The following is a 25765-nucleotide window of genomic DNA, read 5'->3' on the forward strand; positions in this document are numbered from 1 at the left end:
GCCTCTGGCGCTTTATTTTGCCATTTGTCCGTAATTCTCGTTACCATTTTCACACTTTATCGATTATCATTTGTTTTATTTCGAAGTTTGAACTGCCTTGGACTCTATTACCCTGCTCCAGCCAGATGACTGGCATGCACATTTACGTGATGGTTTAGCATTAAAACGTACTGTACCTGATTTGGCCAAACAATTTGCTCGTGCGATCTGTATGCCAAACCTTGTTCCACCTGTAAAAACTGTGGAAGAAGCATTGGCTTACCGTGAACGTATTCTTGCTCATGTTCCAGAGGGTCTTAACTTTGACCCGCGTATGGTGCTTTATTTTACTGATTTCACCTCACCAGATGAAGTTCGTAAAATTAAAGAATCTGGACATGTAAATGCTATTAAACTTTACCCAGCAGGTGCGACCACCAATTCTGATAACGGTGTAAGTGACATCCGTAAAGTTTATGCAGTCATTGAGCAACTAGAAGAGCATCAAGTTCCGTTATTACTTCATGGTGAAGTGACTCATAACCACGTTGATATTTTTGACCGTGAAAAACGCTTCTTAGATGAAGTTCTATCACCGTTATTAAAACAGTTTCCAAAACTTAAAGTGGTACTTGAGCACATCACAACAAGCGATGCTGCACACTTTGTTTTAGAACAAGACCGCAATGTGGCTGCAACGATTACACCTCAGCATTTATTATTTAATCGTAATGATATGTTGGTTGGTGGTATTAAACCGCATTTCTATTGCTTACCAATTTTAAAGCGTCAAACTCACCAGACCACTTTGCTTGAAGTTGCAACGAGCGGTAACCCTAAATTTTTCTTGGGTACAGATAGTGCTCCTCACTCGCAAAATGCAAAAGAAAATGCGTGTGGCTGTGCGGGCTGTTATAGTGCGCCTAATGCAATTGAACTTTATGCTCAAGCATTTGATCAAGTAGGTAAACTAGAACGTTTAGAAGGTTTTGCTAGCCACTTTGGCGCAGACTTCTACGGCCTACCACGTAATACTTCTACCATTACTTTGGTAAAAGAAGATAACCTCGTTCCAGAATCTTTTGATTATTTAGATGATCAAAAAATTATCCCGCTGCATGCCGGGAAAACGCTGCAATGGAGAAAAGTGTGACACAAGAAACCTCTGTCCCGGTCATTGGCCAACGTTTTCGTGGCTTCTTACCTGTTGTTGTTGACGTTGAAACGGCAGGTTTTAATGCCCAGACAGATGCATTGCTAGAAATTGCGTGCATTCCAATTGTGTATGATGCTCAGGGACAATTTGTCCCTGGTCCAGCATTTCATGCACATATTAACCCGTTTGAAGGGGCTAATCTCGATCGTCGTTCGCTAGACTTTATTGGTATTGATCCATTCAATCCAATGCGTATTGCAATGGCTGAAGATGAGCGCACTGCATTACGCCGTATTTTTAAATCGGTGAATGAAGTCCGTAAACAGCAACACTGTACACATGCTGTCTTAGTGGGCCACAATGCGCATTTTGACCTTGGTTTTGTACAAGCAGCAATTGCGCGTACAAGCACAAAAAACCAAAACCCATTTCATAGCTTTTCAGTGATGGATACGGTTACTTTAAGTGCTGTTATGTTTGGACAAACTGTGCTTGCGAAAGCATGTATTCAAGCTGGAATTGAGTTCGATGGCAAAGAAGCACACTCTGCTTTGTACGATACTCAGAAGACTGCTGAACTGTTTTGCTATATTTTGAACAAACTGTCACCTTACCTCCTTGACAGTTTGGTGGCGGCTTCTTAAGATACCGCCATCCTCAACGTCCCTATCGTCTAGAGGCCTAGGACATCGCCCTTTCACGGCGGTAACCGGGGTTCGAATCCCCGTAGGGACGCCATATTCTCTTCTTATAAAATTCCTTTCTATTTTATTTTTATATTTCTAATTTTCTGTATTTCCAAATAAAATACACTTGTACATATATATCACCGATCTAGTATTTCCTTTACATAGATTTACAATATAATAATTCTTATTTTTATACTGATATTTATTATCAACAAGGTTTTAAATGGATCTTAAACTTCGCCTCCTCTCCCTGAGCATCGCTCAACTCTGTTGTATCTCAAGTACTTTCGCAGAAACAGATCAGCCTTCAACCACACTCGCTACGATTAAGATTAAAGCTCAACAGTCAGCTGACCAAACTTATAAAGTCGATAGTTCAGGTAGCGCAACACGTAGTGAAATCGCATTAAAAGATACGCCACAATCTATCAGTGTAGTGACTCAAAAAGTAATTGAAGATATTGGCGCAACACGTTTGATTGAAGCGCTTGATTTAGCTGGCGGTGTTACTCGTGCTAATAACTTTGGCGGTCAAGGCTTAACTGGGTTTAACCTACGTGGTTTCACCAGTGGTGAGTTTTACCGTAATGGATTCCCAATTAACCGTGGTTATCCAAATGCTCCAGATAGCAACACTATTGAACGTGTAGACGTTTTACGTGGACCCTCTTCTAGCTTATATGGTCGTGGTGACCCGGGTGGTACGTTTAACTTAATTTCTAAAACACCAAAGTCTGAACAACGAACCACTTTAGGTGCTCAGCTTAACAGTGAAGGTTTATATCGCACCACGGTAGACACAACAGGTACTATCCCGAATGCAGAAAATATCGGTTATCGCCTAAATGTGATTGCAGAAGGTGGTGATAGTTATCGTGATCATGTCGAGTCCAAACGATATGGAATTGCACCAGTCATCCAATGGCAAGCTTCTGATGCAACAAAAGTTATCTTTGAAGCCGATATTTTACGAAATCAACATCCACTTGATCGCGGGCACACACGCTACCCTACACAAAAGTCTTTTAATAGTTCACCCAAAACCTATTTATGGGAAACAGGTAAATACAACAACCGGCTTTACAATGATAATGACATGACTCAATTACGAGTTGAGCATGACTTGGGAAATGAATGGAAACTTAATGCGGGTGTGCAATATCTACATGGCAAATTGCATGGCTATGCGGTAGAAGGAAGCGGTGTTAATAAAGATGATATAGAAAAAATTAACAGAAATTACAGCTATCGGGAATTAAAGTGGCAAGATACTGATGCACAGATCAATCTAACAGGTAATTTTCAACTTTTAGGTCTAGCTCACACTTTAGTGACTGGGCTTGAATACGAAAACTATGATTATAAGTCATATATTATTCGTTCAGACCCTAAGTCAAATAACTACCCTATTAACATCTATGATCCAGTTTTAGGTCAACCTCTACCTGAGCTTAATAGCGTGGCTACACATGACCGCGAAAATTTAAAAACAACGGCTCTTTTTGTACAAGACCAAATCGAATTAAATGAGCGTTTAAGTGCACTGCTGGGTTTGCGTTTTGAGCACTACGAACATGATTACAAAAACCTACTACCGAATACAGCAAATTGGAATACCAGTCATGATGCATTTATTCCGCGTTTAGGTTTAGTTTTTAAAGCGCGTGATGACCTTTCAATCTATAGCAATGCTGCGAAATCTTTTAAACCTAACACTGGTGCTAGCCATAATGGAGAGGGATTTGACCCAGAGGAAGGCATGGCTTACGAGTTGGGCTTTAAATGGCAAGCACTCGACAATATGTTGTCGGTTGACTCTGCAATTTTCTATGCTAATAAAGAAAATGTCTTAACAGATGACCCTTTATACCCTAATCAAAATAAAAAAGTCACTGCTGGCGAAGTTCGTAGCCAAGGTATTGAGCTAAATATTGCAGGGCAAATTACTCCAGCTTGGAAAATTATTGGTGGATATGCTTATACAGATGCAGAAGTGACTAAAGACAACACTCTGCAAAAAGGAACGGCTTTAGCCAATATTCCCAAGAATAGTTTTAATCTGTTAAATATCTATGAATTTCAGGATGGCCCTTTACAAGGTTTAGGTCTGGGCATTAATCAAAAATATATTGATAAACGTGCAGGTCAAACAGCCAATAGTACCTACACCATGAAAGGTTATGCAGTTACAGATTTGGTTTCTTATTATCAGGCAACACCAAAACTTCGTATTAACTTAGATCTGAAAAATCTTTTTGACAAAGTTTATGATGAAAGTGCTTTCAGTCTATATGCGTATCCTGGTGAATCACGTACCGTTCAAGTGGGTATGAGCTATACGTTCTAAACTGAACTATAAAAAGATCTGATATACGGTAGTCTCTTCAAGGCGACAAACTTGTAGGTCAGATCTCGTTAGGGATATCAAACACTAAAAAGCCACTGCATTTTTAAGGCAGTGGCTTTTTATTAAGCTACTTTTATAAAAAAATATAATCTACTGATTTATAAATATTTTTATAATTAAATTATGTTCTATACTCAACATAGATCAAAACTATAATTTGAACATGACATGCAAATTCGATTATTTCACCTAAAAAATTCGCGCTCTCAACGCATCATTTGGTCTTTAGAAGAATTAGGACTCAACTATGAACTCATTATTAAAGATCATTCAGTTATAGACGAAGATAAAAACTCACCTCATCAATTATCAAAATTTCCAACTCTCGAAATTATTGAACAAGGAAACACTTCAGTCTTAGCTGAAACCTCAGCAATTTTAGATTACCTATCTCATTTACACCCACAATTGGGACCGAACAGCCTATCACGCCAACAACTCCAAAATTTTTATTATTGGAAAAATTATTGCGAGGCAACATTTATTCCCGATTTAGTACTCAAACAAATCTTTCACCAAATTGCACAACGTACACCTTTTCCAATCCGTTTCGTCCCTAAACTTTTAAAATATGGATTCGATCAAGGCTATCTCAACCAATCATTACAACAACAAATGAGAATGATTGATGAACATTTAGAGCAACATGCATGGTTTGCCGGAGATCAGTTTACTATTGCTGATATTTTGATGTGGTTTCCATTACTGGCTTGCTCACAAAATTACAGTCAGTTTAAACATATACACCGTTATCTTGCCGAAATAGAAAACAGACCCGCCTTTAACAATGCTTTAATTAAAGGCCAATGGTCTGCTTCTACATTTAAAGCTTACTGGACTACGGCTTGGTAATTTATCTACGCAGATTTACGTGAGTTCACGCGGCCTTGTACAACAGCTTTAATATTGCCTTTGGCATAATTTAAAAACACCACCAGTGGTGAAAGTTTTGGATTTGGCTTTTTACCCTTACCAATGGTTTTAAATTGAGCGGCATACCAAATAATTTCCATAATTGCCATTTTATCGACAAAAGGTAAACCTGTTTTAATCGGTTTTACAGCATAGCGAACATCTTGCCCTGCAATTAAACGTTCTGTTAAATCGGTTTCTACTGCAAATGGACGAGCAATACCAATAAAGTCACATGCACCACTTGCGAGTGCAGCATTCATGCCCTCTACAGTACGGAACCCGCCTGTCACCATGAGTTTACACTTAACATGCTGGCGAATTTTTTCAGCAAAATCTAAAAAGTATGCTTCACGTGCAATCGTACTTGCTTTACGTTTGTCAGCCTTAGCTCCAGCCATTGCTGGTGCCTCATAAGTTCCACCTGAAATTTCAATTAAATCGATACCAGCTTCATCCACTGCTTTAAACACTGAAATTACATCTTCTTCGCTAATACCGCCACGCTGGAAATCAGCCGAGTTAAGCTTCACTGAAATGATAAAATTATCTGAAGTTGCTTCACGTACCGCTTTATAAACCTCTAGTAAAAAACGAGTACGATTCTCAACTGAACCGCCCCATTGATCTGTACGCTTATTAGTTAAAGGCGATAAAAACTGGCTAATTAAATAACCATGTGCGCCGTGTAATTGCACCCCTTCAAAACCTGCTTTTTCACAAATGTGAGCTGATGTGGCAAAGCGTTTAATAATATCTAGAATTTCTTCATGAGTAAGTTCACGTGGCGTTCCAAACATGGTGGCTAAAGCTGGACTAAAAGGTACCGCTGAAGGCGCTACGGTTTCTTTATTTAAACCTTTTGGACACTGACGACCTGGGTGCGATAATTGAATCAACTGAACCATGCCATGTTTTTTACCTAATGCCGCCCACTCTTTTAAGCGCTCTAGGTCACGTTCAGTTTCAATAACTACAACACCTGGTTCATTTTTTGCGCTGGCATTTACCATGACATTACCAGTAATCGCACAGCCAAGCTCACCTTTTGCCCATGCACCATATAGACCCAAATGTAAGTCATTTGGTTGGCCTTCATAATTTGCAAGCGCTTCACTCATTGCACCTTTAATAATTCGGTTTTTAAAGGTGGTATTGCGAATTGTGATGGGTTGAGTAATCTGGTTCATGGTTAACCTCTGTTCTTTGAATTTTAGAGCAATTACTCTAATTTAATTGAGTTATTGGGCATGTCAAGTGGTAATCGATAACTGACAATAGCACATGTCAATTTTAAAAAATATAAAAATATGCAACTTTTTGCATTAGAAGTTTAACAAAAATTTATTTATATAAAACAATCAATTAAAAAATATCTTTAAAAGGATGCTTTAATTAACTGTTTCGTATATTCACTGTTAGGCTTAGAAAATAAGAGTTCAGTTTCCTGATATTCAACAACTTTTGCATGACGTAATACCATCACTTTGTGGCAAAGTGCTTTTACTATATTGAGATCATGACTAATGAAAATATAACTTAACTGCTCAGTTTGCTGTAATTGTCTCAACAACTTGATCATGGCTTTTTGCGTGGTCCGATCTAAGGCAGAGGTAGGTTCATCCAAAATTAAAAGTTTCGGTTGCACTACCAAAGCTCTGGCTAAGGCGACACGTTGACGCTGTCCACCTGAAAGTTCATGAGGATAACGGTGTTGAAAATCTTCAGCCAATTCAACTTTTACCAATACAGATTCAACTTGCTGTTTGATCTCGTTATCAGCTACTGCTTTCACTTTCAATCCTTCAGCAATAATCTGCCCTACTGTCATACGCGGGTTTAAACTTCCAAATGGGTCTTGGAATACAAGTTGAAAATCTGATCTCATCAAACGCAAGGCTTTTGGCTGTAACTGATTTAAATCTTGACCTAAGAAAACAATCTGTCCTTTGCTCTGAATAAGCTGAACCAAAGCGAGGGCTAAAGATGACTTACCCGCACCACTTTCACCAACTACCCCAACTGCTTCACCTTGAGCAAGGTCAAAACTCAAATCTTCTATTGCGGTGAAATACCCTTGAATGCGATTTAAAATTCCTTTTCTTATATGAAACTGCACGCTGAGTTGTCGAACTGATAAAATATTCTGTTGAGCAGGTCTAGACTCTACACTTCCAAAATCATGATCTAACAACTGTGCCGTATAACTTGTTTTAGGATTTGCAAAGATTTGGCTCAGTTCACCTTGCTCTACTACACGCCCTCTTTGCAATACAATAAGTTTCTCAGCATAGCGATGCACTAAATTGAGGTCATGGCTAATTAAAATAAGTGCCATCCCATATTTGCTTTGCAAAGATTTTAATAGCTCTAAAATCTGTATCTGTAAAACCACATCCAACGCAGTAGTAGGTTCATCAGCAATCAAAATTTTAGGCCGAAGTGCCAATGTCATCGCGATCATGACACGTTGCCTTTGCCCACCAGAAAGCTCATGCGGATAACGTTTTAAAATTTGTTCTGGTTCAACAATTCCAACATCTTTTAGTAATTCAAATACTTGCTGTCGAACTTCTTGTTTTGAAAAACCTGTTAAAAGAAGTTTTTCACCTATAATTTTTTCAACCCGATGGAGCGGATTTAACGCAGTAGCAGGCTCTTGAAAAATCATAGCGATTTGTCGACCACGTAAATTTGATTGAGCTCTTTCATCTAGCTCAAGCATATTTTGTGGACCAATCCAGACCTGTCCCGTTATTTCTAATTTTTCTTGTAGCAAGCCCATTATTGCTAAGCAGCTCATCGATTTACCTGAACCACTTTCGCCCACAATAGCCAATGTTTCACCTTCACTTAAGTAAAAACTTAGATCTTCTAATAAAACCTTTCGGTCTTTGGTCTGAACCGAAAGTTGCTCTACTTTTAATAATGCTAAAACGGGATTTAAGTTATTTTCTTGGGTCAAACGCTTCACGGGCCGCCTCCCCAATATAGATTAAAAGTGAAAGAACAATCGCCAGACTAAAAAAGCCTGAAATTGCTAGCCATGGCGCATCTAAATTATTTTTACCTTGAAGCAATAATTCACCTAAAGAGGCAGCATCTGGCGGTAGACCATATCCTAAAAAATCAAGAGCAGTTAAAGCGCTAATGTTAGTTGTTAAAATAAAAGGTAACTGAGATAAACTCGAACTGATCGCATTGGGCAAAATATGCCTAAAAATAATCGCGTGATCGGTCACTCCCAAAACTTGGGCTGCACGCACATAATCTAACTGGCGAGCTTTCAAAAATTCTGCTCTGACAATTCCCACCAAAACGGTCCAGCCAAAAAATAGCATAATGAAAAATAGCCAATATACATTTGGAACAAACATACTGACTAAAATCATGACCATAAAAAGCATGGGTAAGCCATTCCAGACCTCAACCAAACGTTGTCCCAATAAATCTACCCAACCGCCATAATAACCTTGAATGGCACCTACGGTAATTCCAAATAAAGCAGAACAAAAGGTTAAAGCTAAACCGAAAAGCAACGATACTCTTAAGCCATAAAGAATACGTGCAAGAACATCCCTTCCTTGATCATCTGTTCCCAACCAGTTTTGCTTGGAAGGTGGTGATGGCACAGGAACTGCCAAGTCTAAATTGGGCGTTTGATATGAAAATTGAATGAGGGGCCAAACTGCCCATCCTTTAGTATTAATAAGCGCTTGTACAGCGGGGTCTTTATAATCCGCTTCTGTTTCAAACACTCCACCAAACGCCGTTTCAGGATAAGTTTTCAACACAGGCAAATAGTACGAATCTTCATACTTCACTAACAACGGTTTATCGTTAGCAATTAACTCCGCGGCTAATGACAAAACCAAAATCAGACTAAATAAAATAAAGCTGGCCCAGCCCAATTTATGCTGTCTAAAACGCTGTAATCGTGTCCGCACAATCAAGGACATTATTTGCCTCCTTGCGCATCAAAGTGAATTCGTGGATCAATCCATTGGTACAACACATCACAAATGAGACGTAAAATCAGGCTAAATAGAGTAAAGAAAAATAAAACACCAAAAATAACAGGATAGTCGCGCTGAACAATCGCTTCAAAACCCAACAACCCCACCCCATCTAGGTGAAAGATAATTTCTACAAACAGGTTACCCACAAAGAAAATACCTGCTAACGCTTCTGGCAATCCTGCGAGCACAACTAAAATTGCATTACGAAACACATGCTTATATAAGACCTGTTGGCTATTCAACCCTTTTGCATAGGCTGCCAAAACGTAGGGTTTATTGAGTTCTTCAAGAAATGAGTATTTAGTTAAATAGGTTAAACTGGCAAAACCGCCTAATACCATGGTAATTAGTGGCAAAGTCATATGCCATAAATAATCGGTAACTTTGCCCCAGAGACTAAGTTGATGGAAGTTATCTGATACTAAGTTTTGTAGTGGAAACCATTGAAAATAAGATCCACCTGCAAAAAAAACAACTAACAAAATCGCAAATACAAAACTTGGTACAGCGTACCCCACCACAAGCACTAAAGAAGTGGATCGATCAAACCAAGAGCCCTGCTGCTTTGCCTTTTTAATTCCCAGCGGAATAGAAATGAGGTAAATGAGCAAAGTACTCACCAGCCCAAGTGAAATGGAAACAGGCATTTTTTCCCACACCAATTGCACAACCGGTTTATCTTTAAAGAAACTTTGTCCAAAATCTAAAGTTAAATAGCCTTTTAACATTAGAAAAAATCGTTCAGGGGCAGAACGATCAAAGCCGTACTGAGCCTTAATTTGTTCAACCATTTCAGGGCTTAAACCTTGAGCACCTTGATAATAAGTTTCTGCACTCAATGCACGACCAATTCCCAAATCGCTTTGTGCCTGATGTATTGCTTGCTCAACTGGCCCACCCGGTGCAATTTGCACAACCACAAAGTTAATCAATAGAATGACAAACAATGTGGGAATCATTAAAAGAAGTCGCTTGAGAATATATGAACCCATATAACAGGATTTCCTTTATGGCAGGTGCTTTTTATTGTTGATGTAGATATTTGGTAACTTTTTTGGCTTTGTTTGCATCACTCCACCAATATTCTATCCCAGAAGAAAGTGCTGGTTTAATTTTAGGTTGTTGATACATATTCCAATAAGCATACCAGTTTTCACCTTTACCATAGGTCGGGATTTGATAATAACCAGCTCTAAGCAACCGATCGAGAATGCGAGTATAAATAATCTGTTGTTCACGGCTTTTGCTTGCAACGAGTTTTGCAATCACTTGATCAATTACTGGATTACGAATTCCCGCATAATTGTAATTTCCATCCTGAGCTGCAGCTACACTCCCCCAGAACTGAGTTTGTTCATTTCCCGGATTGAGAGATTGCGGCAAATTCATTGTGGTCATATCAAAATCGTAACGGCGAGTTCGTTCTAAATATTGCGGAGCATCAACCTGACGTAAATTAACAGCAATGCCTAATTTTTTTAAGTTACGAATAAAAGGTAGAAGTGTTCGTTGTTTACCATCTTGCTGAATTAAAAACTCAAGCTGAACTTTTTTTCCTTCTGGTGTAAATAGCTGCCCTTCTTTAACTTTATAGCCAGCCTGTATGAGTAATTGCCGTGCAGTTAACAAGTTCTGACGATTGAACCCACTTGCATCCGACGCTGGATATTTCCAGTTTGCTAAAACACCTTGTTGCATGAGTGGAGATAACTTAGGCAATAACGGTTTTAACAAGTCTAATTCAGTTTTTGAAGGTCGGCCTGTTGCTGCTAATTCACTATTTTCAAAATAACTTTGTAGGCGCTGATATTGTCCATAAAACAAAGCTTTATTTTGCCATTCAAAGTCATAAGCATAGGTTAAAGCTTGTCTAAAACGAATATCATTTAAAGGTTTTCGTCGTGTATTAAAAACATAGCTTTCAGTGGCAATAGGATTATGGTGACGAAACTTATATTGAGTAACCAACCCTGCTTTTACAGCTGGAAACCGGTAATCAGTTACCCATTTTTTAGGATTAGTTTCTTCATGCAAAGTGTATTGCCCAGATTTAAATCCTTCAAAAGCAATATCCCAATTTCGATAATAAACATATCTCAAACGGTCAAAGTTATAACGCCCCTTATTAATAGGCAAATCTTTTGCCCAATAATTTGGGTTCCGTTTATAACTAATGCTTCTGCCCGGATCAACTCGTTCAACTACATACGGTCCCGAGCCAAGAATTGGTTGTAAAGTAATGCGGCTAAAATCTTTTTTTTGCCAATCTGCTTTTGAATAAATGGGTAAGGTTGCCAAAATGAATGGCATTTTAGGGTTATGTGTAGAGGTAAAACTAAACTTTACTTGATGGGCGTTTATTACTTCTGTTTTTGCTAAATCAGCAAGGTACATTTGCAAACCTAAATTGGACTTAGTCTGATAGGCATCAAAACTAAATTTAACATCTGCCGCAGTGACTGGCTGCCCATTACTAAAACGCGCTTTAGGGTTTAAATAGAAAGTCACTAATTGCGTTTTTTCTGGGTCATAACTCACTTTTTGAGCCAAAAGCGGATATAAAACTCCAACCTCATCAAGTGATTGAGTCATTAAGGTATCAAAAAGATAATTAACGCCTTCTGTAGCATTCCCTTTCCCATTCATACTATTGAGGTTATCAAAAGTTCCTTGAGCTGCCTGACTTAATAGGCCACCTTTAGGTGCATTAGGGTTTGCATATGGCATAGCCATCATTTCTAAATACTTAGGCTTAGAATGAATCGCTATATATGAAGTGGTTTGCTGTGCAGAAAAAACACTATGGGAAATGACACTGAGCCCGACTAGCAGGCTCAGTTGAAAATTTAATTTATGCATAAGTGGCTAATTATTTTACAAATTAGGCACTTTAATCACATCACCAATGCGAAGCTGAGTAGAAGGCGTTAAATTATTCAGCTCAGCCAATAAATTGGTTTCTAAACCATATTTACTCGCAAGACCGATTAAGGTATCACCACGCTTCACTTTGTATTCCACGACAGTTTTTGGAATCACAATATTCTGACCGCGCTGTAAGTTAGCATTTGCTTTTAATGCATTCATTTCAGCCAGTTCACGCACTGAAATACCAGCACGGCTCGCGATACTATTTAAAGACTCACCAGATTTAACCGTATATCTTTCAGTATTTTTACCAGCGGCAACCGTTTTAGTTGAAGACTTAGTATCTGCTTTAGCTGTTTCAACTGTAGGCACATCACCCGTTAGCTTTAAACGCTGCCCCACACGAACGCTACTGTTGCGTGAAAGACCATTTAGTGAAGCAAGGTAGTCCAGCTGTAAGTGGTAGCGATTAGCGATATTACCTAAGCTATCACCAGATTTAACTGTATAAGTTTCTGGTGTTTCTTCTTTGGCGTTTTTAGAAGATTTAGTTGGCACTTCTTCAACCGTACCTGTTAGTTTTAAGCGTTGACCAGCACGCAAACCAGCAGTACGAGACAAACCGTTTAGGTCAGCCAAATAGCTTGTTTGCAAATTATATTTACTCGCAATCGCATTTAAGCTATCGCCAGACTGTACAACGTATTGCTCTGGAACACTTAAGCCTGCCGGTACTTTTAAAGTTTGACCAAGCTGTACATGGCTATTTGCTTTTAAGTTATTTAATTCGGCTAACTCAGCTAGGCTAATTTTTGATTTAGTTGCAATACTCGATAAAGTATCACCACGTTGTACTTTATAGCCTTCTGTTTTATAAGAAACACTTGCTGATGCTTTCTCAGATTTACTAGAAGCCTTAGTTTCAGCAACTTCATCTACAGAAATATCTTGTGTAGGCACATTAATTTTTTGGCCTACCATTAAGTTACTGCCCGCAGTTAATCCCGGAGTTAATTCAGCAAGTTCCTGATTAGAGAGCGCATAACGATCTGCAATCAATTTAAGATATTCACCGCGCTTCACAGTATAGCTTTTAGTTGCTATACGTTTTGCACTTGCCTGAACTGCTTTTGGCTCGGCTTTAGTACTTGCGCGACTATTCTTTGGTTCTTTTAACTGTAGTTTTTGCCCAACAAATAAGCCATCAGTCACTGATAAATCGTTATATTCAGCCAATTGTCTTACTGACAAATTAAACTGGTTTGCCACACCGCTTAAGCTATCGTTAGCCTGAACGACATATACATCTGGTTTAGCTGTGCTTTTTGAAGTCGTTTGAGTTTCTTGTGGCTTAGCATCATAAAGGTAAAGCGTTGAACCAACATATAACGTCTTTTCTGGATCAATCTGGTTCCACTTAGCAACATCGCGCCAGTTTACGCCGTTTTTCATCGCAATAACGGCTAAAGTATCACCCGGTAAAACTGTATAGGTACTACGTTTGCCTTTTGGCTGTACAACCACTACATCTGTATCAGTTTTAATGTAAGGCTTGTCTTTATTGCGCTGCCCATCTTCAGAGTTAGCTACAGTCACGTCTTCAGCTAAAGTTTTTGGATATGCAAAACCTTTACTTACTTCTTTACCTTGTTGCTCTGCAACTGATTGGCTTGTTTGAATCGCAGTTAACTTAATTTTGCCATCATAAGGATCAACAATTTCTGTTCCTTGTGGTGCAATAGCCTTCAACTCGGCAACTACTTGATCTTTTTCAGCCTGCGTTGGTTGTGGCTCTAAAGCTTGTTGAACTGTTTCTTTCTCACCTTCAGCTCGAACTGCCGCTAAAATCTTTTCACGTTCTGCAGCCGAGATTGGTGGTTCTGTCTTCACTTGCTTAATATTTGCCGCAGGTGTCACAGCAACAGGAATACGTGGAGCACTTGGTACATCAGCCGAAGCTGCAAACGCGGCTAAAGCATCAGACCCACGAGGAGTTGAAGTTTTTAACGTGGTAGAGCTACTGGTTGTTTTAGTAGGTGTTGACGGTTTAACTGGTTGCACCTGATTTGCAGGCGTGGTTTTAATTGTCACAGATGTTGAAGCACTTACATCTGGCTTAGATGGTGAAGTCACATTTGCCCACCAACCTGAACCACCGCCTGACTTCATACCTTTTAATTTATTATCAATTGAAGGACTTAAATCGGCCGGAATCAAGATACGCATAGGACTTGCAGGGTCTACCATTTCACCACGATATCCCGGGTTTAATGCATAGAGTTCCGAACGACTTAATCCAGCTACAGAAGCAATTTCATTTAAAGATAAAGGTGCAGATAAAGTCACTTCACGGAAATGGGGTCTATTTGCAATTGGTGGTAAAGAAATACCGTAAGCTTTTGGATTTTTAATAATTTGAGCAACAGCCAAGAAACGCGGAACATAGTTCATGGTTTCTTGAGGTAATTTTAAAGACCAATAATCAGTTGGTAAACCTGCTGCCTGATTTCGGTTAATCGCTTGTTGAATACGTCCCGGTCCAGCGTTATAGGCTGCTAAAGCAAGCTCCCAAGAACCGAATTGGTTATATAAGCTTCCTAAAAACTCATAGGCAGCACGAGTCGACTCAACAACATCTCGACGGCCATCATACATACCAGTTTGCTTTAAGCCATAAATACGGCCAGTACTCGGAATAAACTGCCATAAACCTGCTGCTGCAGCACTACTTGTTGCAGCTGGGTCATATGAACTTTCAATTACAGGTAAGAGTGCAAGTTCTGTCGGCAAACCACGGCGTTCAGCTTCTTTAACTGTATGGTACAAATAACGACTTGCACGGGCACTTAAACGATCAAGATAAGGCTGACGAGAAATAAACCAACTACGCTGAGCTTCAATACGTGAATCCCAATGGTTCAAATCCATTTTGAAACCAACAGACATACGTTTCCAGACATCACCATGCTTTAAAATAAGCAGACGGTCACCCTCTACAGCACGCATATCAGTTGCTGAAAGTAAGTCTTCCAATGAATCAAGACTACTCGCATCTAAATAACCTGCACCACTGACCTGTTTCGATTTTGAGGTTTTTGCAGATTGCGGAGTCGATGAACAGCCTGTTGTAATACCCAACGCAGCTAACGCAGAGCTAAGTACGGTAATTTTAAACAATGATGCTGCAGATGGCTGCCACACAAATGTGGTTGGTTTATACATAAAAACTTCCAAACAACTCGCGTAATATTTTTTTGGGGTCTGCCCACAAACCCTAGGTCTTCGATGCCATTGTAGTAAAGCATGCAAGATAGACAAGGCAATAATTTAATGTCATTTGCATGGAAATGTTACAAGAAATTAAAAAAACCTTGCTTTGATACGATGGAACCGAACTTTTTGCGTATACAATACACCATATTCAGTTCTTTTTCTTTTAGTTTAGGTTTCGATTTATGTCTCAAACAATCACACTGTATGTTGATGGTGCATGTCGTGGCAATCCGGGTTTAGGTGGTTGGGGCGCATATGTCATTACCGAGCAGGGTGAACATAAATTATTTGGCGGTGAACCTGATACGACCAATAACCGTATGGAACTTACTGCTGCCATTGAAGGTGTTTCATTTTGCCCAGCCGATGCACATTTGATTATCTGGACAGATTCAAATTATGTGAAGCAAGGTATTACTGAGTGGATTCATGGCTGGAAAAAGAAAAACTGGAAAGATGTAAAAAATCCTGACCTTTGGCAGAAATTAGATGCTGTCTGTGCAGGTAGAAATATTGAGTGGAACTGGATTAAAGGCCACGCAGGACACCCTGGCAATGAAATGGCAGACCAGCTTGCTAATTTAGGTGCAGACAAAACTGCGAAAGAACTCAAGCAACTACAGTCTGCCACTGTATCGCAAGATATAAAAAAGCCTGAACAGGACTGGTTACTAGACGACCCTTTCGGGTTTGATCTGGCTGACGCAACAGAAGAAGAAAATATTCATCTTGAAGCATCTGAAGAAGTTGAGATGATTATTGTGGAAGAAGAAATTATTGAAGTTGAAACTGCCGAACAAGAAAGTAAGCAGCCAACCAATAACATTCATCCTCAAATCGTTGTGACCGAAGCCAAATTAAAATTACAAGGTCCTCGACAACTCATTCTCGATACGGAAACTACTGGTTTTTATTTCCAAGATGGCGACCGCATTATTGAGGTGGGCGCGATTGAGATGATTAACCGTAAACTTACGGGTAGCTCGATTCATATTTATATTAACCCACAAAAACCAGTGGGAGACTCAGAAAACATCCACGGTATCAGTGATGATTTCTTAAAAGATAAACCGCTCTATGCGGACATTGCTGACACCTTATTTGACTATCTCAAAGGTGCAGAGATTATTGCCCATAACGCGACCTTCGATATGAACTTCCTTGATATGGAGTTTAAACGCGTAGGGCTTCCTGCACTTTCTGAAGTATGTGAGGTAACGGATACTTTAGCTTTAGCGAAAAACAAACATCCGGGGCAAAAAAACTCCCTTGATGCGCTTGTAAGACGTTATGAAATTCCAGCACGTGACCGTACTTTCCACGGCGCATTACTCGATGCTGAAATTCTTGCTGATGTTTACTTGGCAATGACTGGTGGTCAGGTTTCTTTTGATATAGATGCCTTATCTCAGAGTGAAAATAGCCAGCAAACAACCAATAGAAGCAGAGTTCAAGTTGACCTCCCTGTAATTTACCCTTCAGATGAAGAGTTAAACACACATGAGACTTGGGTCAAAGAATATGAGGAAAAACACGGAGAACCTTGCCTTTTTGCAAAATAAATTTTTGATTCTTTAGTGTTTTTAGCGTTTCCCCTTTGTAAGTTAAGTTATATTAGTCGCATAGATTTTTAGCTCAAATTATTGAGCACTACGAATATAACACTTGATTTTTTTGCAAAGGGGAACGTTTATGTCTGAGCATACGTCGATTCATTTCGATCCAACAGCTTTACTCATCATTAAACATGAAATTGATCGTTCAATAAAACTGGTAGAAGGTGCGGTAAGTACCTTAATTGAAGAACAAACTCTCCCTTTTGGTATTGATGATGCATTAGAACAGTTTAAACAATGCACTCAAGTTCTACGTTTAATTGATGTTCCTTATCTTGCAAAAATCACTCAATATTCGACTGAGTTGATGCAAAAAATTATTGCGAATCCAGCCCAAATTAATACAGATGATGTCGTTGCCCTAAGCGAAGGCACGACCATGGTAAAGCGCTATATTGAATTTATCTGTTTGCGTGAAATACAAGTTCCACAATTTCTTCTTACGACTTTAAATAATTTAGAATTGGCTTTAAATAAGCCTCTAACTACATCGGGACAAGCTATTGTTCCTTTACTTGCAAATACTTCGCTTGAACTACCCTTGCCTGAAATATTAATTAGTGAAAAAACTCAGTTCATCCATCAACTATACAAACTATCTTTACACCAATTTTTAAAAAAGACAGCCTCAGCTCAGAATTTTCAAGCCTTTAAACTTATTGCAACCTATTTGGTCAGCATGGCGAACACTCAGCCAAGCCAAAAATATTGGCAGCTCGTCAATTACACTTTTAACCATATTGATGACCTACTTTTAAATGATTCACGCCTACGTGTACTGATTAATATTGAAAGTCATATTGCTCTATTTTTGGCAGTACCCGAAAGTTTTGAACCTAATTTAGCGGCATTCGCAGATATTTTAAGTATTGTTATTGCTCAAGAAGATGAGATTTCTCACCATATTCGTAATCAACTTCATATTGGTGATGAAACTCCAACTGACACTCAATTACTTGTTTTAAGTCGCCATCTTTTTGGTCCTGACTTCGACACGATGCACACTGTCAGCCAATTGATATTGGATGAAATGAATAAGGTACGAAACGATATTGAATACAACTACCAAAATATGTCGCCTGAAAAAGCACAGCAACTACAAGCGAGCCTTTTACAACTGGCTCATACCTTTAAACTCCTAAACCTTGATGAAGCCGCATCTGCGCTTTCTCAACAAGCCAGCAGTTTAAGTCAACTTAACATTTTAAGTGACGAAAACTATGCTCAGCAGCTAATGAACAGTATTTTATCTGCCATGAACTCAATTGGTATTTTGGTACGCAATTACACGTCAAATCGTCTACAACTTAGCGTGAATAATACGGCTATTTCTTTAGATCGTCTTGATGAAGCTCACCAAGCTTTGCTTACTGAGACAAAAAATTTAATTGATTTTATCTGCCAAAGTCTTACTTTGTATGCCAATGACCAGACACAAAATATTGAAGCGATTGCAGGTTCATTAAAAGAGTTAGCGGGTGCAGCCGAATTTTTAGGAAGTACGACTCAACAACATGCTTTACTCCAAACTGCCCAATTTGTTCAAGAGCAACTTGAACAAAGCCAACCTTTTAATACAGACCAAATTCACTGTATTTTTAACGTATTAGCAGGCATTGACATGTTAGTTGACAATTTAAAAAATAAACAACCTGTTCTACAATCCATGTTTAATGTAGCATTGTCGAGTAGTCAACAACTTCAAAAAAAGGCAGCTTAATGTCTGAATTATCACTTGCTTATATTTTCCATCATCAACAATTATTGGTTGACCAGAATCTCCAACTACCCAAAGTCGAAAAGTTAGCAAGTGATTTACTTTTCACTCATGATGAGCAGGTCATTGCACGTGACTTGCTTGCTGAGGAACCTATCCCCGAAGGCTTACAACTTGTCCCAATTCGTCAGCTTATTACCAGCTGGTCGAAAGAACAGTTTTTGCAAGCGAGCCGTGCTGTTCAATTACTTGAATGGCGACGTAACCATAAGTTTTGTAGCCACTGTGGACATCCGACAGAAGTTCATCCAACCGAATATGCAATGGTATGCCCTTCTTGTGGCTACCACCAATATCCTCGTGTAAACCCTTGCATTATTACCGTCATTACTCGTGGTGATGATGAAATCTTGCTGGCTAAGTCAGTTCATAACAAAACCAATATGTATGGTTTGATTGCAGGTTTTGTTGAGGTGGGCGAAACACTTGAAGAAGCAGTACAACGTGAAGCCTTTGAAGAAATCGGTTTAAAACTCAAAAATATTCAGTATATGTCAAGTCAGCCTTGGCCATTCCCGAGTAACCTTATGGTTGCATTTCGGGCAGAATATGAGTCGGGTGAAATTAAGCTTCAAGAAGAAGAAATTGCAGATGCACAGTTCTTCAAAATTGATCAATTACCTGAGATTCCGTTTAAAGGAAGTATTGCTCATTCAATGATTATGCAGATTACCCACGCTGGGTAATCTACCGTGTTTTAAACGAGACCCTCGTTTAAAACACTTCTTCAAGAAAATGTAAGATCGTTCTTTTCGTTCTGAAATAGTGGCTGATAAAGCTAGAAAGACTGGCCAAAATTGTAATATGTCCAGTTTTAGGAATCACAGCGATATGGCTGTGATTTCCACTCTGTCTTAAAGCCCGATCCAAATCCAATGTATTCTCTTTGCCGACAAGCTGATCATTTTCAGCCATGAGCAAGTAATGTTTAATACTATTTTGATTGACGAAATAGTATGGCATCACCTCTTGATAAGAAATACTTTGATCAAAAGCATCTTCAGCTAGTGGGTCACCCTTATAATCAAAATGATAAGGTCCAGCTAAACCGAAAATCGCCTTAATATTTCCTAAACATTGAATAGGATTTGGCGTTGGGTGATAAACAGCAGACATTACATTAAATGCCCCTGCCGAATGTCCCATAAGCACAACATTCTCTGTAGAAATTTCTAGTTTGTCTTGGTTTTGATGTAAATAATTCAGTGCCTGTGTCAAGTCATCAACAAAACTCGGAAAAATATTTTTAGGAGCTAATTGATAGTTGATAACTGCAACGTCATAGCCTTCTTTAGCAAACGTTTCACCAATAAAAAGATAATCTCGCTTATTACCATGTTGCCAAGCACCACCATGTACAAAAACAATAAGGGGCTGATGTGCTAGTTTTTTAACAGATCGGTAAATATCCAAACGGTGACGCGGCTTTAGACCATAACGTACATTTGCGACCTGTTCAAAACCATCTTTTGGCGTAAACCGGTTTAAAGCAAAACTCCCCAAATCATAAAGGCGGAACTCTTTATAAAGAGTTCGCGCCTGTTCAATTTTACTTTGTAGTTGTTCAATCAGATTCATATATTACTGTGCATTCGAAGCTGGATCTGTTTGGTCAGGATCAATTGCAACAGGAGTTTGAACTGTTGGTTGAGCAATGACGTTATTAATAATTGGTGTAGTCGTTGCACTAGTAGTGCTCGCTGCTGGCGCAGGTGCTAAATCAACGTTATCAATGAGTGTCACAATTTTGGTCACGTTACCAACATTTTGAAGCACATTATTTAAATCATTAATTTCAGCTGTATTTAAACGGCCCATCACATATAAAACACCATCTTCAGTATGGACAAGTACTTTACTGTCCGATACAACTGGCGCTTTCATTAATAGAGCACGTGTATTTGCAGTTACACCAGCATCTTGCATGATCGTGTTATAGCTGACCTTATTACCCACGGTAATGTAGTTATGTACAGCTTTGACATCACTCATGGCTTTAACATTGTCTTCTGCTAGCTGTTTCAAGTAAGGGTCTGGCACCTGACCAGTTAACAATACTGTGCTATGGAAACTTTCGATATTAATACGAGATTGTTTAAAACGCTGATCAAGCTTATAGAGGTTAATATTCGCTGTACGTTTAATTGAAGAATCAATGAATACCTGACCTAAGCTACGTACACCACTATCTGTTCCGACTGGAGCTGTACCTGTTCCACCAGAAATAAAACTTGCGCAACCTGACAAACTTGCGACACAAAGCGCTGTTACAGCAATACGTTTCAACACTCCACCAGACTCCTATCAATCTCTTCTTGGCTTGATCATAAAACATCGGTTTTAATTTGCTCAAAAGAGTAATGAACTCTTAATCCAAAGTAAATGCATTTTCGATCCATTGCAGATCATAATGGAAATTTGAAAAGTCTTGCTGTACTGTTTTTGCAATTTTCTGTGGAAAATCAAAACAAATCACATCAAAACGACAATAAAAATCCTGATAAGATGGGTAGCGCTGTAAAAAACGCATCGCGGTTTTAATAATTTTCTTCTGCTTTGTTCTTGTCACCATTTCGCAAGCCTGTCCATAATTTCCTATAGTACGCGCCTTTACCTCAACAAAAACAAGCTCTTGCCCTCTTTTAACAATTAAATCCACTTCACCACGGCGTGAATGGTAATTACTGGTTACCCATACATAGTTCTGCTTTTGTAACAGGTTTAAAGCCGTTTGCTCTGCCCATTTCCCCAACTGCTGCGCTAATAGCATTCTTATCTTCCACAAATTAAAAGTAGCACCACATATTTTGATGCTTAAATTATTTCGTTAAATCTACCCGTACTTTCTGATTTAAATTGAACAAATGAAAATCAGATCATTTTGGAAAAGCAAAGGTTGGCAGACATTGTTCACGCCCAAATCATAATTTCGGGTAAACTACCCCATTAAAATTGTTTATCTGTACGGAGTAAAACCAAATGAGTGCTCAGTTATTCGTTGTAGCCACCCCAATCGGGCACTTAGATGATATGACTTTCCGTGCAATTGATATTTTAAAATCAGTTTCTCTTGTAGCTGCCGAAGATACACGTCAATCAGCACAATTATTTAAGCACTATAATATATCGACTCAACTTACTGCATGTCATGATCACAATGAAAGCAATAAAATTGAGCAGTTAGTTCAAAGATTACTTGCGGGCGACAATGTTGCTTTAATTAGTGATGCAGGTACGCCGCTTATTAGTGACCCTGGTTTTAAGTTAGTTCGAGCTGCTCAAGAACATGGCATTAAAGTTGTTCCTGTGCCTGGCGCATGTGCTGCAATTGCCGCTCTAAGTGCAGTAGGTCTACCGAGCGATCGTTTTAGTTTTGAAGGATTTTTGCCATCAAAAGCTTCTCAACGTATTTCTCAATTAGAAAAACTCAAAAATGAAACTCAGACCTTAATTTTCTATGAAGCACCACACCGTATTTTAGAATGTGTAAAAAATATGGCTGAGGTATTTGGTGAAAACCGTCCTGTAGGTTTCGCACGTGAAATTACCAAAACTTTTGAAACCATCAAAAAAATGACTTTAAAAGATTTGGTCAGTTTTATAGAAAATGATCACAATCAAGAAAAAGGCGAAATTGTTCTTGTGGTTGGTGGTGCACCAGAAAAGACAGATCTGGAACAAGAAAAACTAGATGAGCTTTTAAAGCGCTTACTTCAAGATTTATCTGTTAAAGCGGCATCTCAACTGGCTGCTGATTTAACAGGAATTAAGAAGAAAGTCGCTTATCAACGTGCGCTTGAGTTAACTCAATCTTAATTTTTTAATTAGATATGGTGATGACACAGACTATTTGTCATCACCATCTGTTAATTTTGCATAATAAGATATAAGAATAAGAGTACTAATATGACTGAACAAATGGGCAAACTTGGCCCTCATGAAGGACAAGAGCTAGAATTATTACTTTCAGGCGAGAAATCTATCGCTTATTTCTATGAAATCCTACCTATCAGTTTTTTAAAGCATCTCGAACAAGGTACTTTATCAATGCTGAGTAAAGATATTGAAACTTCTCTACCTTTACCCTTTTCAATTATGCTGATCTATAAAGATGCAGCTTTAGCAGATTTAAATGAACTCATGATGTGTATTGAAACTTTATTTAAAGAAACTAATTTTGAAAAATGCATAGAGCTTGAACGAAGAATTGGACAACTTTTAGGTTACTCAGCACAAGATATAGAGTTTTATATTCAGCATATTTCAAATCTTCATTAAAAAAGAAACCTCTGAAACTATCTCAATATGCGTTTTGCTGACTCGACAATAGTCTCTGTCAGGGCATCTAACTGTTTAGACTGCCTTTTCCAATGGTGCCAATATAAAGGAACATCAAGTTCGGCTTCAGGCATAATATCAACAAGTGTTCCATTTTCGAGTAGTGGCTGAACCTGCAACTCGGGCACCATGCCATAGCCTAAACCTAATTGAATTGCTTTGACGAAAGCATCTGTTGCTGGAATAAAACTATAAGGATAACTTTGCATCGGTAAACCGTATCCTTTTAATAGAACCTCTGAATGCATTAAGTCTTTATGATTAAAAATAACTGCTGGTGCTTTTCTTAATGCGTCTCTATTCACTCCAGCACTGAACCATTTATTTACAAATTCAGCAGAGGCCAACATTTTATAACGCATTTTTCCTAGTGGTTGAGCTAAACAACCTGACATGACCTGTTCTTCTGCTGAGATACATGCGTTGACTTGTCCTGTTTCTAATAAAGTATGCGTATGCGATTGATCATCAATTTTTAGTTCTAATACTATTTTTTCTTTAAAAAGCGTTTGCTGAATATTTGGTAAAAGCCAAGTAGCTAATGAATCTGCATTTGAAGCTAGAGCAATTTTATAAAATTCAGATTCTGATGATTTTCCCATCAAACCTTGTAATAAATTTTGCTCCATTAACCTCGTATGACGTAAATGTTGTAATAAAGTTTGCCCTGCTTGAGTGAGCACACACGGGCGCCCCCGTATAATTAGAATTTGTCCTAAATACTTTTCTAAAGCCTGTACGCGTAAGGACACTGCCGAGGGTGTAATATATAAATGCTCCCCTGCAGCATCAAAACTTCCCAATTCTGCAACTGCAAGAAAGGCTTCACATTGTTTGCTATCTAACATATCAAGCCTAAATTTTTTTTAGCTAAACCTAAATATTCTTAATTTTACTTATTTCTTAATAAAAAGTCAGATAATTCCCACATCTGATTTTTTCACCTTATTGTTATGTTCTCTCTTAGTATATTTTTTAAAGGTTTCGGTATTGGCAGTGGGCTTATCGTAGCAATTGGAGCTCAAAATGCTTTTGTCCTAAAACAAGGACTTAAACAGCAATATGTATTTTGGTTGTGTTTAATCTGCGCCCTGTCCGACTCAATTTTAATTGCCTGTGGTGTATTAGGTTTTGCAGAAATCATGACTGCATCACCTATCTTAATTACCGTAGCTAAATATTTAGGGGCAACGTTTTTATTAGTTTACGGTGCCAAAGCATTTTATGCTGCATTTAAGACTACCCAAAATATGGACCTTGATAGCAGTCAAAAACAAACATTAACTCAAGCATTAGTGACCTGTCTTGCCTTTACTTGGCTTAATCCTCATGTCTATTTAGACACTATTGTTCTGATTGGTTCAGTTGCAACTCAGCTTGAAGATAAAGTGAGTTTTGCTTTGGGCAGCATTCTTGCCTCTTGGGTTTTCTTTTTTAGTCTGGGCTATGGTGCAAGATTATTAAAGCCACTATTTACCAATCCCAAAGCTTGGAAAATTTTAGATTTCATTATTGGTTGCGTTATGTGGAGTATCGCTATAACCCTCTTGTTTTAACGGCTTAAAATAAAAAAGGATCATATAAAAGATCCTTTTTTTATTACTCTTGAGTATTACGCTTCACTGGCAACTATAACTCTTGCCTGTTTTCTTTCTTGTTGTGACTGTTTTATAACAGCATAGCCAGAAGATATACCCAAGTATGCAATCACAAAGGCAACAATCAAATCAGGAAATATACTGCCTGTTCCAAATACCCCAACCGCCGCTAAAATTACAGCAATATTGGCAATTGAGTCATTTCTACTGCACAACCAAACAGAGCGCATATTGGCATCTCCATCACGAAATGCATAAAGCATAAGTGCCACAGAAACGTTAGCAATTAGAGCCATTACACCAATTGTCCCCATCACCATTGGTTCGGGTGAAACACCATAAAAATACGACCAGATCACTTTCGCAATGACAAAAACGCCGAAAGCCGCCATCGTTATTCCTTTAAGTAGTGCCGCTGTCGCACGCCAATATAAACTCATCGAAAGAACGACTAAAGATAATGCATAGTTTGCTGCATCTCCGGCGAAGTCCAATGCATCTGCCCAAAGTGAAACAGATTGGGCCTTATAACCTCCCAATATTTCCACCACAAACATTAAGGCATTGATCACAAGTGCAATCCATAACGCTTTTCTAAAACGTGGACTCACTTTCTTTGAAGGAGAACATGTTGAAGCACAACCACATCCAGCCATTTTATTTCCTCAAAAACTCTTTTATAGTGATTAGAAACCCTTGAGTAGCTCCAGAGTCAAGTCTTATGAGTCTTTCTATTGGTCAATTATCAAAAAAAGCGGATATTCCAATTGATACGATCCGTTATTACGAAAAAGTAGGTGTACTTGATCGCATCCAACGTTCAGAAAATAATTATCGTGTTTACACCGAACAAACACTTGCAGACCTTTTATTTATTAAGCATTGCCGTGAATTAGATATTTCACTAAGTGATATTAAAACATTAAAAGAAATGAAAACTCAGCCTAAACAGGCCTGCACAGAAATTGATAATTTAGTCGATAAATACTTAAAAGAAGTATCAGAAAAAATCGAACGATTATTACTTTTAAAAGAATCTTTGATTGATTTAAAACAGCACTGCTCTACCAACCGAACAGTAGATGAATGCGGGATTTTGAAAGAACTTCAAAACGCACCTTAAAAATAAAAAA

At 38.5% G+C, this 25765-nt stretch carries 22 protein-coding genes and 1 tRNA gene; 12 read left to right on the forward strand and 11 right to left on the reverse strand.

The genetic code is table 11. From position 1 onward, the window contains the following. Positions 1-97 precede the first annotated feature (97 nt). The 5 genes from pyrC to KIP84_RS13145 all read left to right on the forward strand — a co-directional run bounded on the left by pyrC (position 98) and on the right by KIP84_RS13145 (position 5083). On the forward strand, positions 98-1132 hold the full coding sequence (pyrC, locus tag KIP84_RS13125) for a dihydroorotase (RefSeq protein WP_005070491.1): 1035 nt from the start codon (positions 98-100) through the stop codon (positions 1130-1132). Continuing rightward, positions 1117-1779: a ribonuclease T gene (gene rnt, locus KIP84_RS13130; protein ID WP_002117536.1), complete on the forward strand. Its 663-nt coding sequence runs from the start codon at positions 1117-1119 to the stop codon at positions 1777-1779. The genes pyrC and rnt overlap by 16 nt, the downstream gene beginning before the upstream one ends. A gap of 18 nt (positions 1780-1797) precedes the next feature. Further along, a tRNA-Glu gene (locus KIP84_RS13135) sits at positions 1798-1873 on the forward strand. 174 nt (positions 1874-2047) lie between these two features. Continuing rightward, entirely contained in the window at positions 2048-4171 is a 2124-nt protein-coding gene (locus KIP84_RS13140) for a TonB-dependent receptor (RefSeq protein ID WP_213688694.1), read from the forward strand. Between the two features lie 228 nt (positions 4172-4399). After that, positions 4400-5083 carry a glutathione binding-like protein gene (locus tag KIP84_RS13145; RefSeq protein ID WP_151283352.1) on the forward strand — a complete coding sequence of 228 codons (684 nt, stop codon included), beginning with the start codon at positions 4400-4402 and terminating at the stop codon, positions 5081-5083. 5 nt (positions 5084-5088) lie between these two features. On the opposite strand, the gene KIP84_RS13150 is transcribed toward KIP84_RS13145, so the two are convergent. The 6 genes from KIP84_RS13150 to KIP84_RS13175 all read right to left on the reverse strand — a co-directional run bounded on the left by KIP84_RS13150 (position 5089) and on the right by KIP84_RS13175 (position 15252). Then, positions 5089-6333 carry an NADH:flavin oxidoreductase/NADH oxidase family protein gene (locus KIP84_RS13150; RefSeq protein ID WP_151283353.1) on the reverse strand — a complete coding sequence of 415 codons (1245 nt, stop codon included), beginning with the start codon at positions 6331-6333 and terminating at the stop codon, positions 5089-5091. A 188-nt stretch (positions 6334-6521) separates the two neighbouring features. After that, a complete protein-coding gene (locus tag KIP84_RS13155; protein WP_151283354.1) occupies positions 6522-8117 on the reverse strand; it encodes a dipeptide ABC transporter ATP-binding protein in 1596 nt (531 codons plus the stop codon). After that, on the reverse strand, positions 8092-9102 hold the full coding sequence (locus KIP84_RS13160) for an ABC transporter permease (RefSeq protein ID WP_032063861.1): 1011 nt from the start codon (positions 9100-9102) through the stop codon (positions 8092-8094). Before KIP84_RS13160 ends, KIP84_RS13155 begins: the two co-directional genes overlap by 26 nt. Next, positions 9102-10154, reverse strand: coding sequence for an ABC transporter permease subunit (locus tag KIP84_RS13165; protein ID WP_213688695.1), 1053 nt, complete (start codon positions 10152-10154; stop codon positions 9102-9104). Before KIP84_RS13165 ends, KIP84_RS13160 begins: the two co-directional genes overlap by 1 nt. 31 nt (positions 10155-10185) lie before the next feature. Continuing rightward, positions 10186-12021: an extracellular solute-binding protein gene (locus KIP84_RS13170; protein WP_213688696.1), complete on the reverse strand. Its 1836-nt coding sequence runs from the start codon at positions 12019-12021 to the stop codon at positions 10186-10188. 15 nt (positions 12022-12036) lie between these two features. Next, positions 12037-15252: a LysM peptidoglycan-binding domain-containing protein gene (locus KIP84_RS13175; protein WP_213688697.1), complete on the reverse strand. Its 3216-nt coding sequence runs from the start codon at positions 15250-15252 to the stop codon at positions 12037-12039. Between the two features lie 233 nt (positions 15253-15485). On the opposite strand from KIP84_RS13175, the gene dnaQ reads away from it, so the two are divergent. The 3 genes from dnaQ (at position 15486) to nudC (ending at position 19382) form a co-directional block, all read left to right on the forward strand. Continuing rightward, positions 15486-16865, forward strand: coding sequence for a DNA polymerase III subunit epsilon (dnaQ, locus tag KIP84_RS13180; protein WP_213688698.1), 1380 nt, complete (start codon positions 15486-15488; stop codon positions 16863-16865). 130 nt (positions 16866-16995) lie between these two features. Next, positions 16996-18639 carry a chemotaxis protein gene (locus KIP84_RS13185; protein WP_213688699.1) on the forward strand — a complete coding sequence of 548 codons (1644 nt, stop codon included), beginning with the start codon at positions 16996-16998 and terminating at the stop codon, positions 18637-18639. Further along, a complete protein-coding gene (gene nudC, locus KIP84_RS13190; protein WP_213688700.1) occupies positions 18639-19382 on the forward strand; it encodes an NAD(+) diphosphatase in 744 nt (247 codons plus the stop codon). The genes KIP84_RS13185 and nudC overlap by 1 nt, the downstream gene beginning before the upstream one ends. A gap of 28 nt (positions 19383-19410) precedes the next feature. Here nudC and KIP84_RS13195 read toward each other — a convergent pair whose 3' ends face one another. From KIP84_RS13195 to KIP84_RS13205, 3 genes are all read right to left on the reverse strand, one after another. Next, complete coding sequence (locus KIP84_RS13195; protein ID WP_014206106.1) at positions 19411-20274, reverse strand: alpha/beta hydrolase; 864 nt, start codon at positions 20272-20274, stop codon at positions 19411-19413. A 3-nt stretch (positions 20275-20277) separates the two neighbouring features. Then, positions 20278-20985, reverse strand: a complete 708-nt coding sequence (locus KIP84_RS13200) for a BON domain-containing protein (RefSeq protein ID WP_063098350.1) — start codon at positions 20983-20985, stop codon at positions 20278-20280. A 79-nt stretch (positions 20986-21064) separates the two neighbouring features. Then, positions 21065-21466, reverse strand: a complete 402-nt coding sequence (locus tag KIP84_RS13205; protein WP_005070523.1) for a YraN family protein — start codon at positions 21464-21466, stop codon at positions 21065-21067. Between the two features lie 209 nt (positions 21467-21675). Between KIP84_RS13205 and rsmI the strand changes: the two genes are divergently transcribed. Both rsmI and KIP84_RS13215 read left to right on the forward strand, forming a co-directional pair. Next, positions 21676-22512, forward strand: a complete 837-nt coding sequence (rsmI, locus tag KIP84_RS13210; RefSeq protein WP_213688701.1) for a 16S rRNA (cytidine(1402)-2'-O)-methyltransferase — start codon at positions 21676-21678, stop codon at positions 22510-22512. A 90-nt stretch (positions 22513-22602) separates the two neighbouring features. Beyond that, a complete protein-coding gene (locus tag KIP84_RS13215) occupies positions 22603-22974 on the forward strand; it encodes a hypothetical protein (protein ID WP_033848665.1) in 372 nt (123 codons plus the stop codon). A 17-nt stretch (positions 22975-22991) separates the two neighbouring features. On the opposite strand, the gene KIP84_RS13220 is transcribed toward KIP84_RS13215, so the two are convergent. Continuing rightward, complete coding sequence (locus KIP84_RS13220; RefSeq protein ID WP_213688702.1) at positions 22992-23882, reverse strand: LysR family transcriptional regulator ArgP; 891 nt, start codon at positions 23880-23882, stop codon at positions 22992-22994. A 105-nt stretch (positions 23883-23987) separates the two neighbouring features. Here KIP84_RS13220 and KIP84_RS13225 point away from each other — a divergent pair, with 105 nt between their 5' ends. Further along, a complete protein-coding gene (locus KIP84_RS13225) occupies positions 23988-24590 on the forward strand; it encodes a LysE/ArgO family amino acid transporter (protein WP_199111953.1) in 603 nt (200 codons plus the stop codon). Between the two features lie 56 nt (positions 24591-24646). Here the strand turns inward: KIP84_RS13225 and KIP84_RS13230 are convergent, their stop codons facing one another. Next, positions 24647-25288, reverse strand: a complete 642-nt coding sequence (locus KIP84_RS13230; protein ID WP_213688703.1) for a cation diffusion facilitator family transporter — start codon at positions 25286-25288, stop codon at positions 24647-24649. A gap of 65 nt (positions 25289-25353) precedes the next feature. Between KIP84_RS13230 and KIP84_RS13235 the strand changes: the two genes are divergently transcribed. Continuing rightward, entirely contained in the window at positions 25354-25755 is a 402-nt protein-coding gene (locus KIP84_RS13235) for a Cd(II)/Pb(II)-responsive transcriptional regulator (protein ID WP_017398653.1), read from the forward strand. Positions 25756-25765 lie beyond the last annotated feature (10 nt).

The organism is Acinetobacter sp. BHS4 (assembly GCF_018454425.1).
GTDB lineage: Bacteria > Pseudomonadota > Gammaproteobacteria > Pseudomonadales > Moraxellaceae > Acinetobacter > Acinetobacter pittii.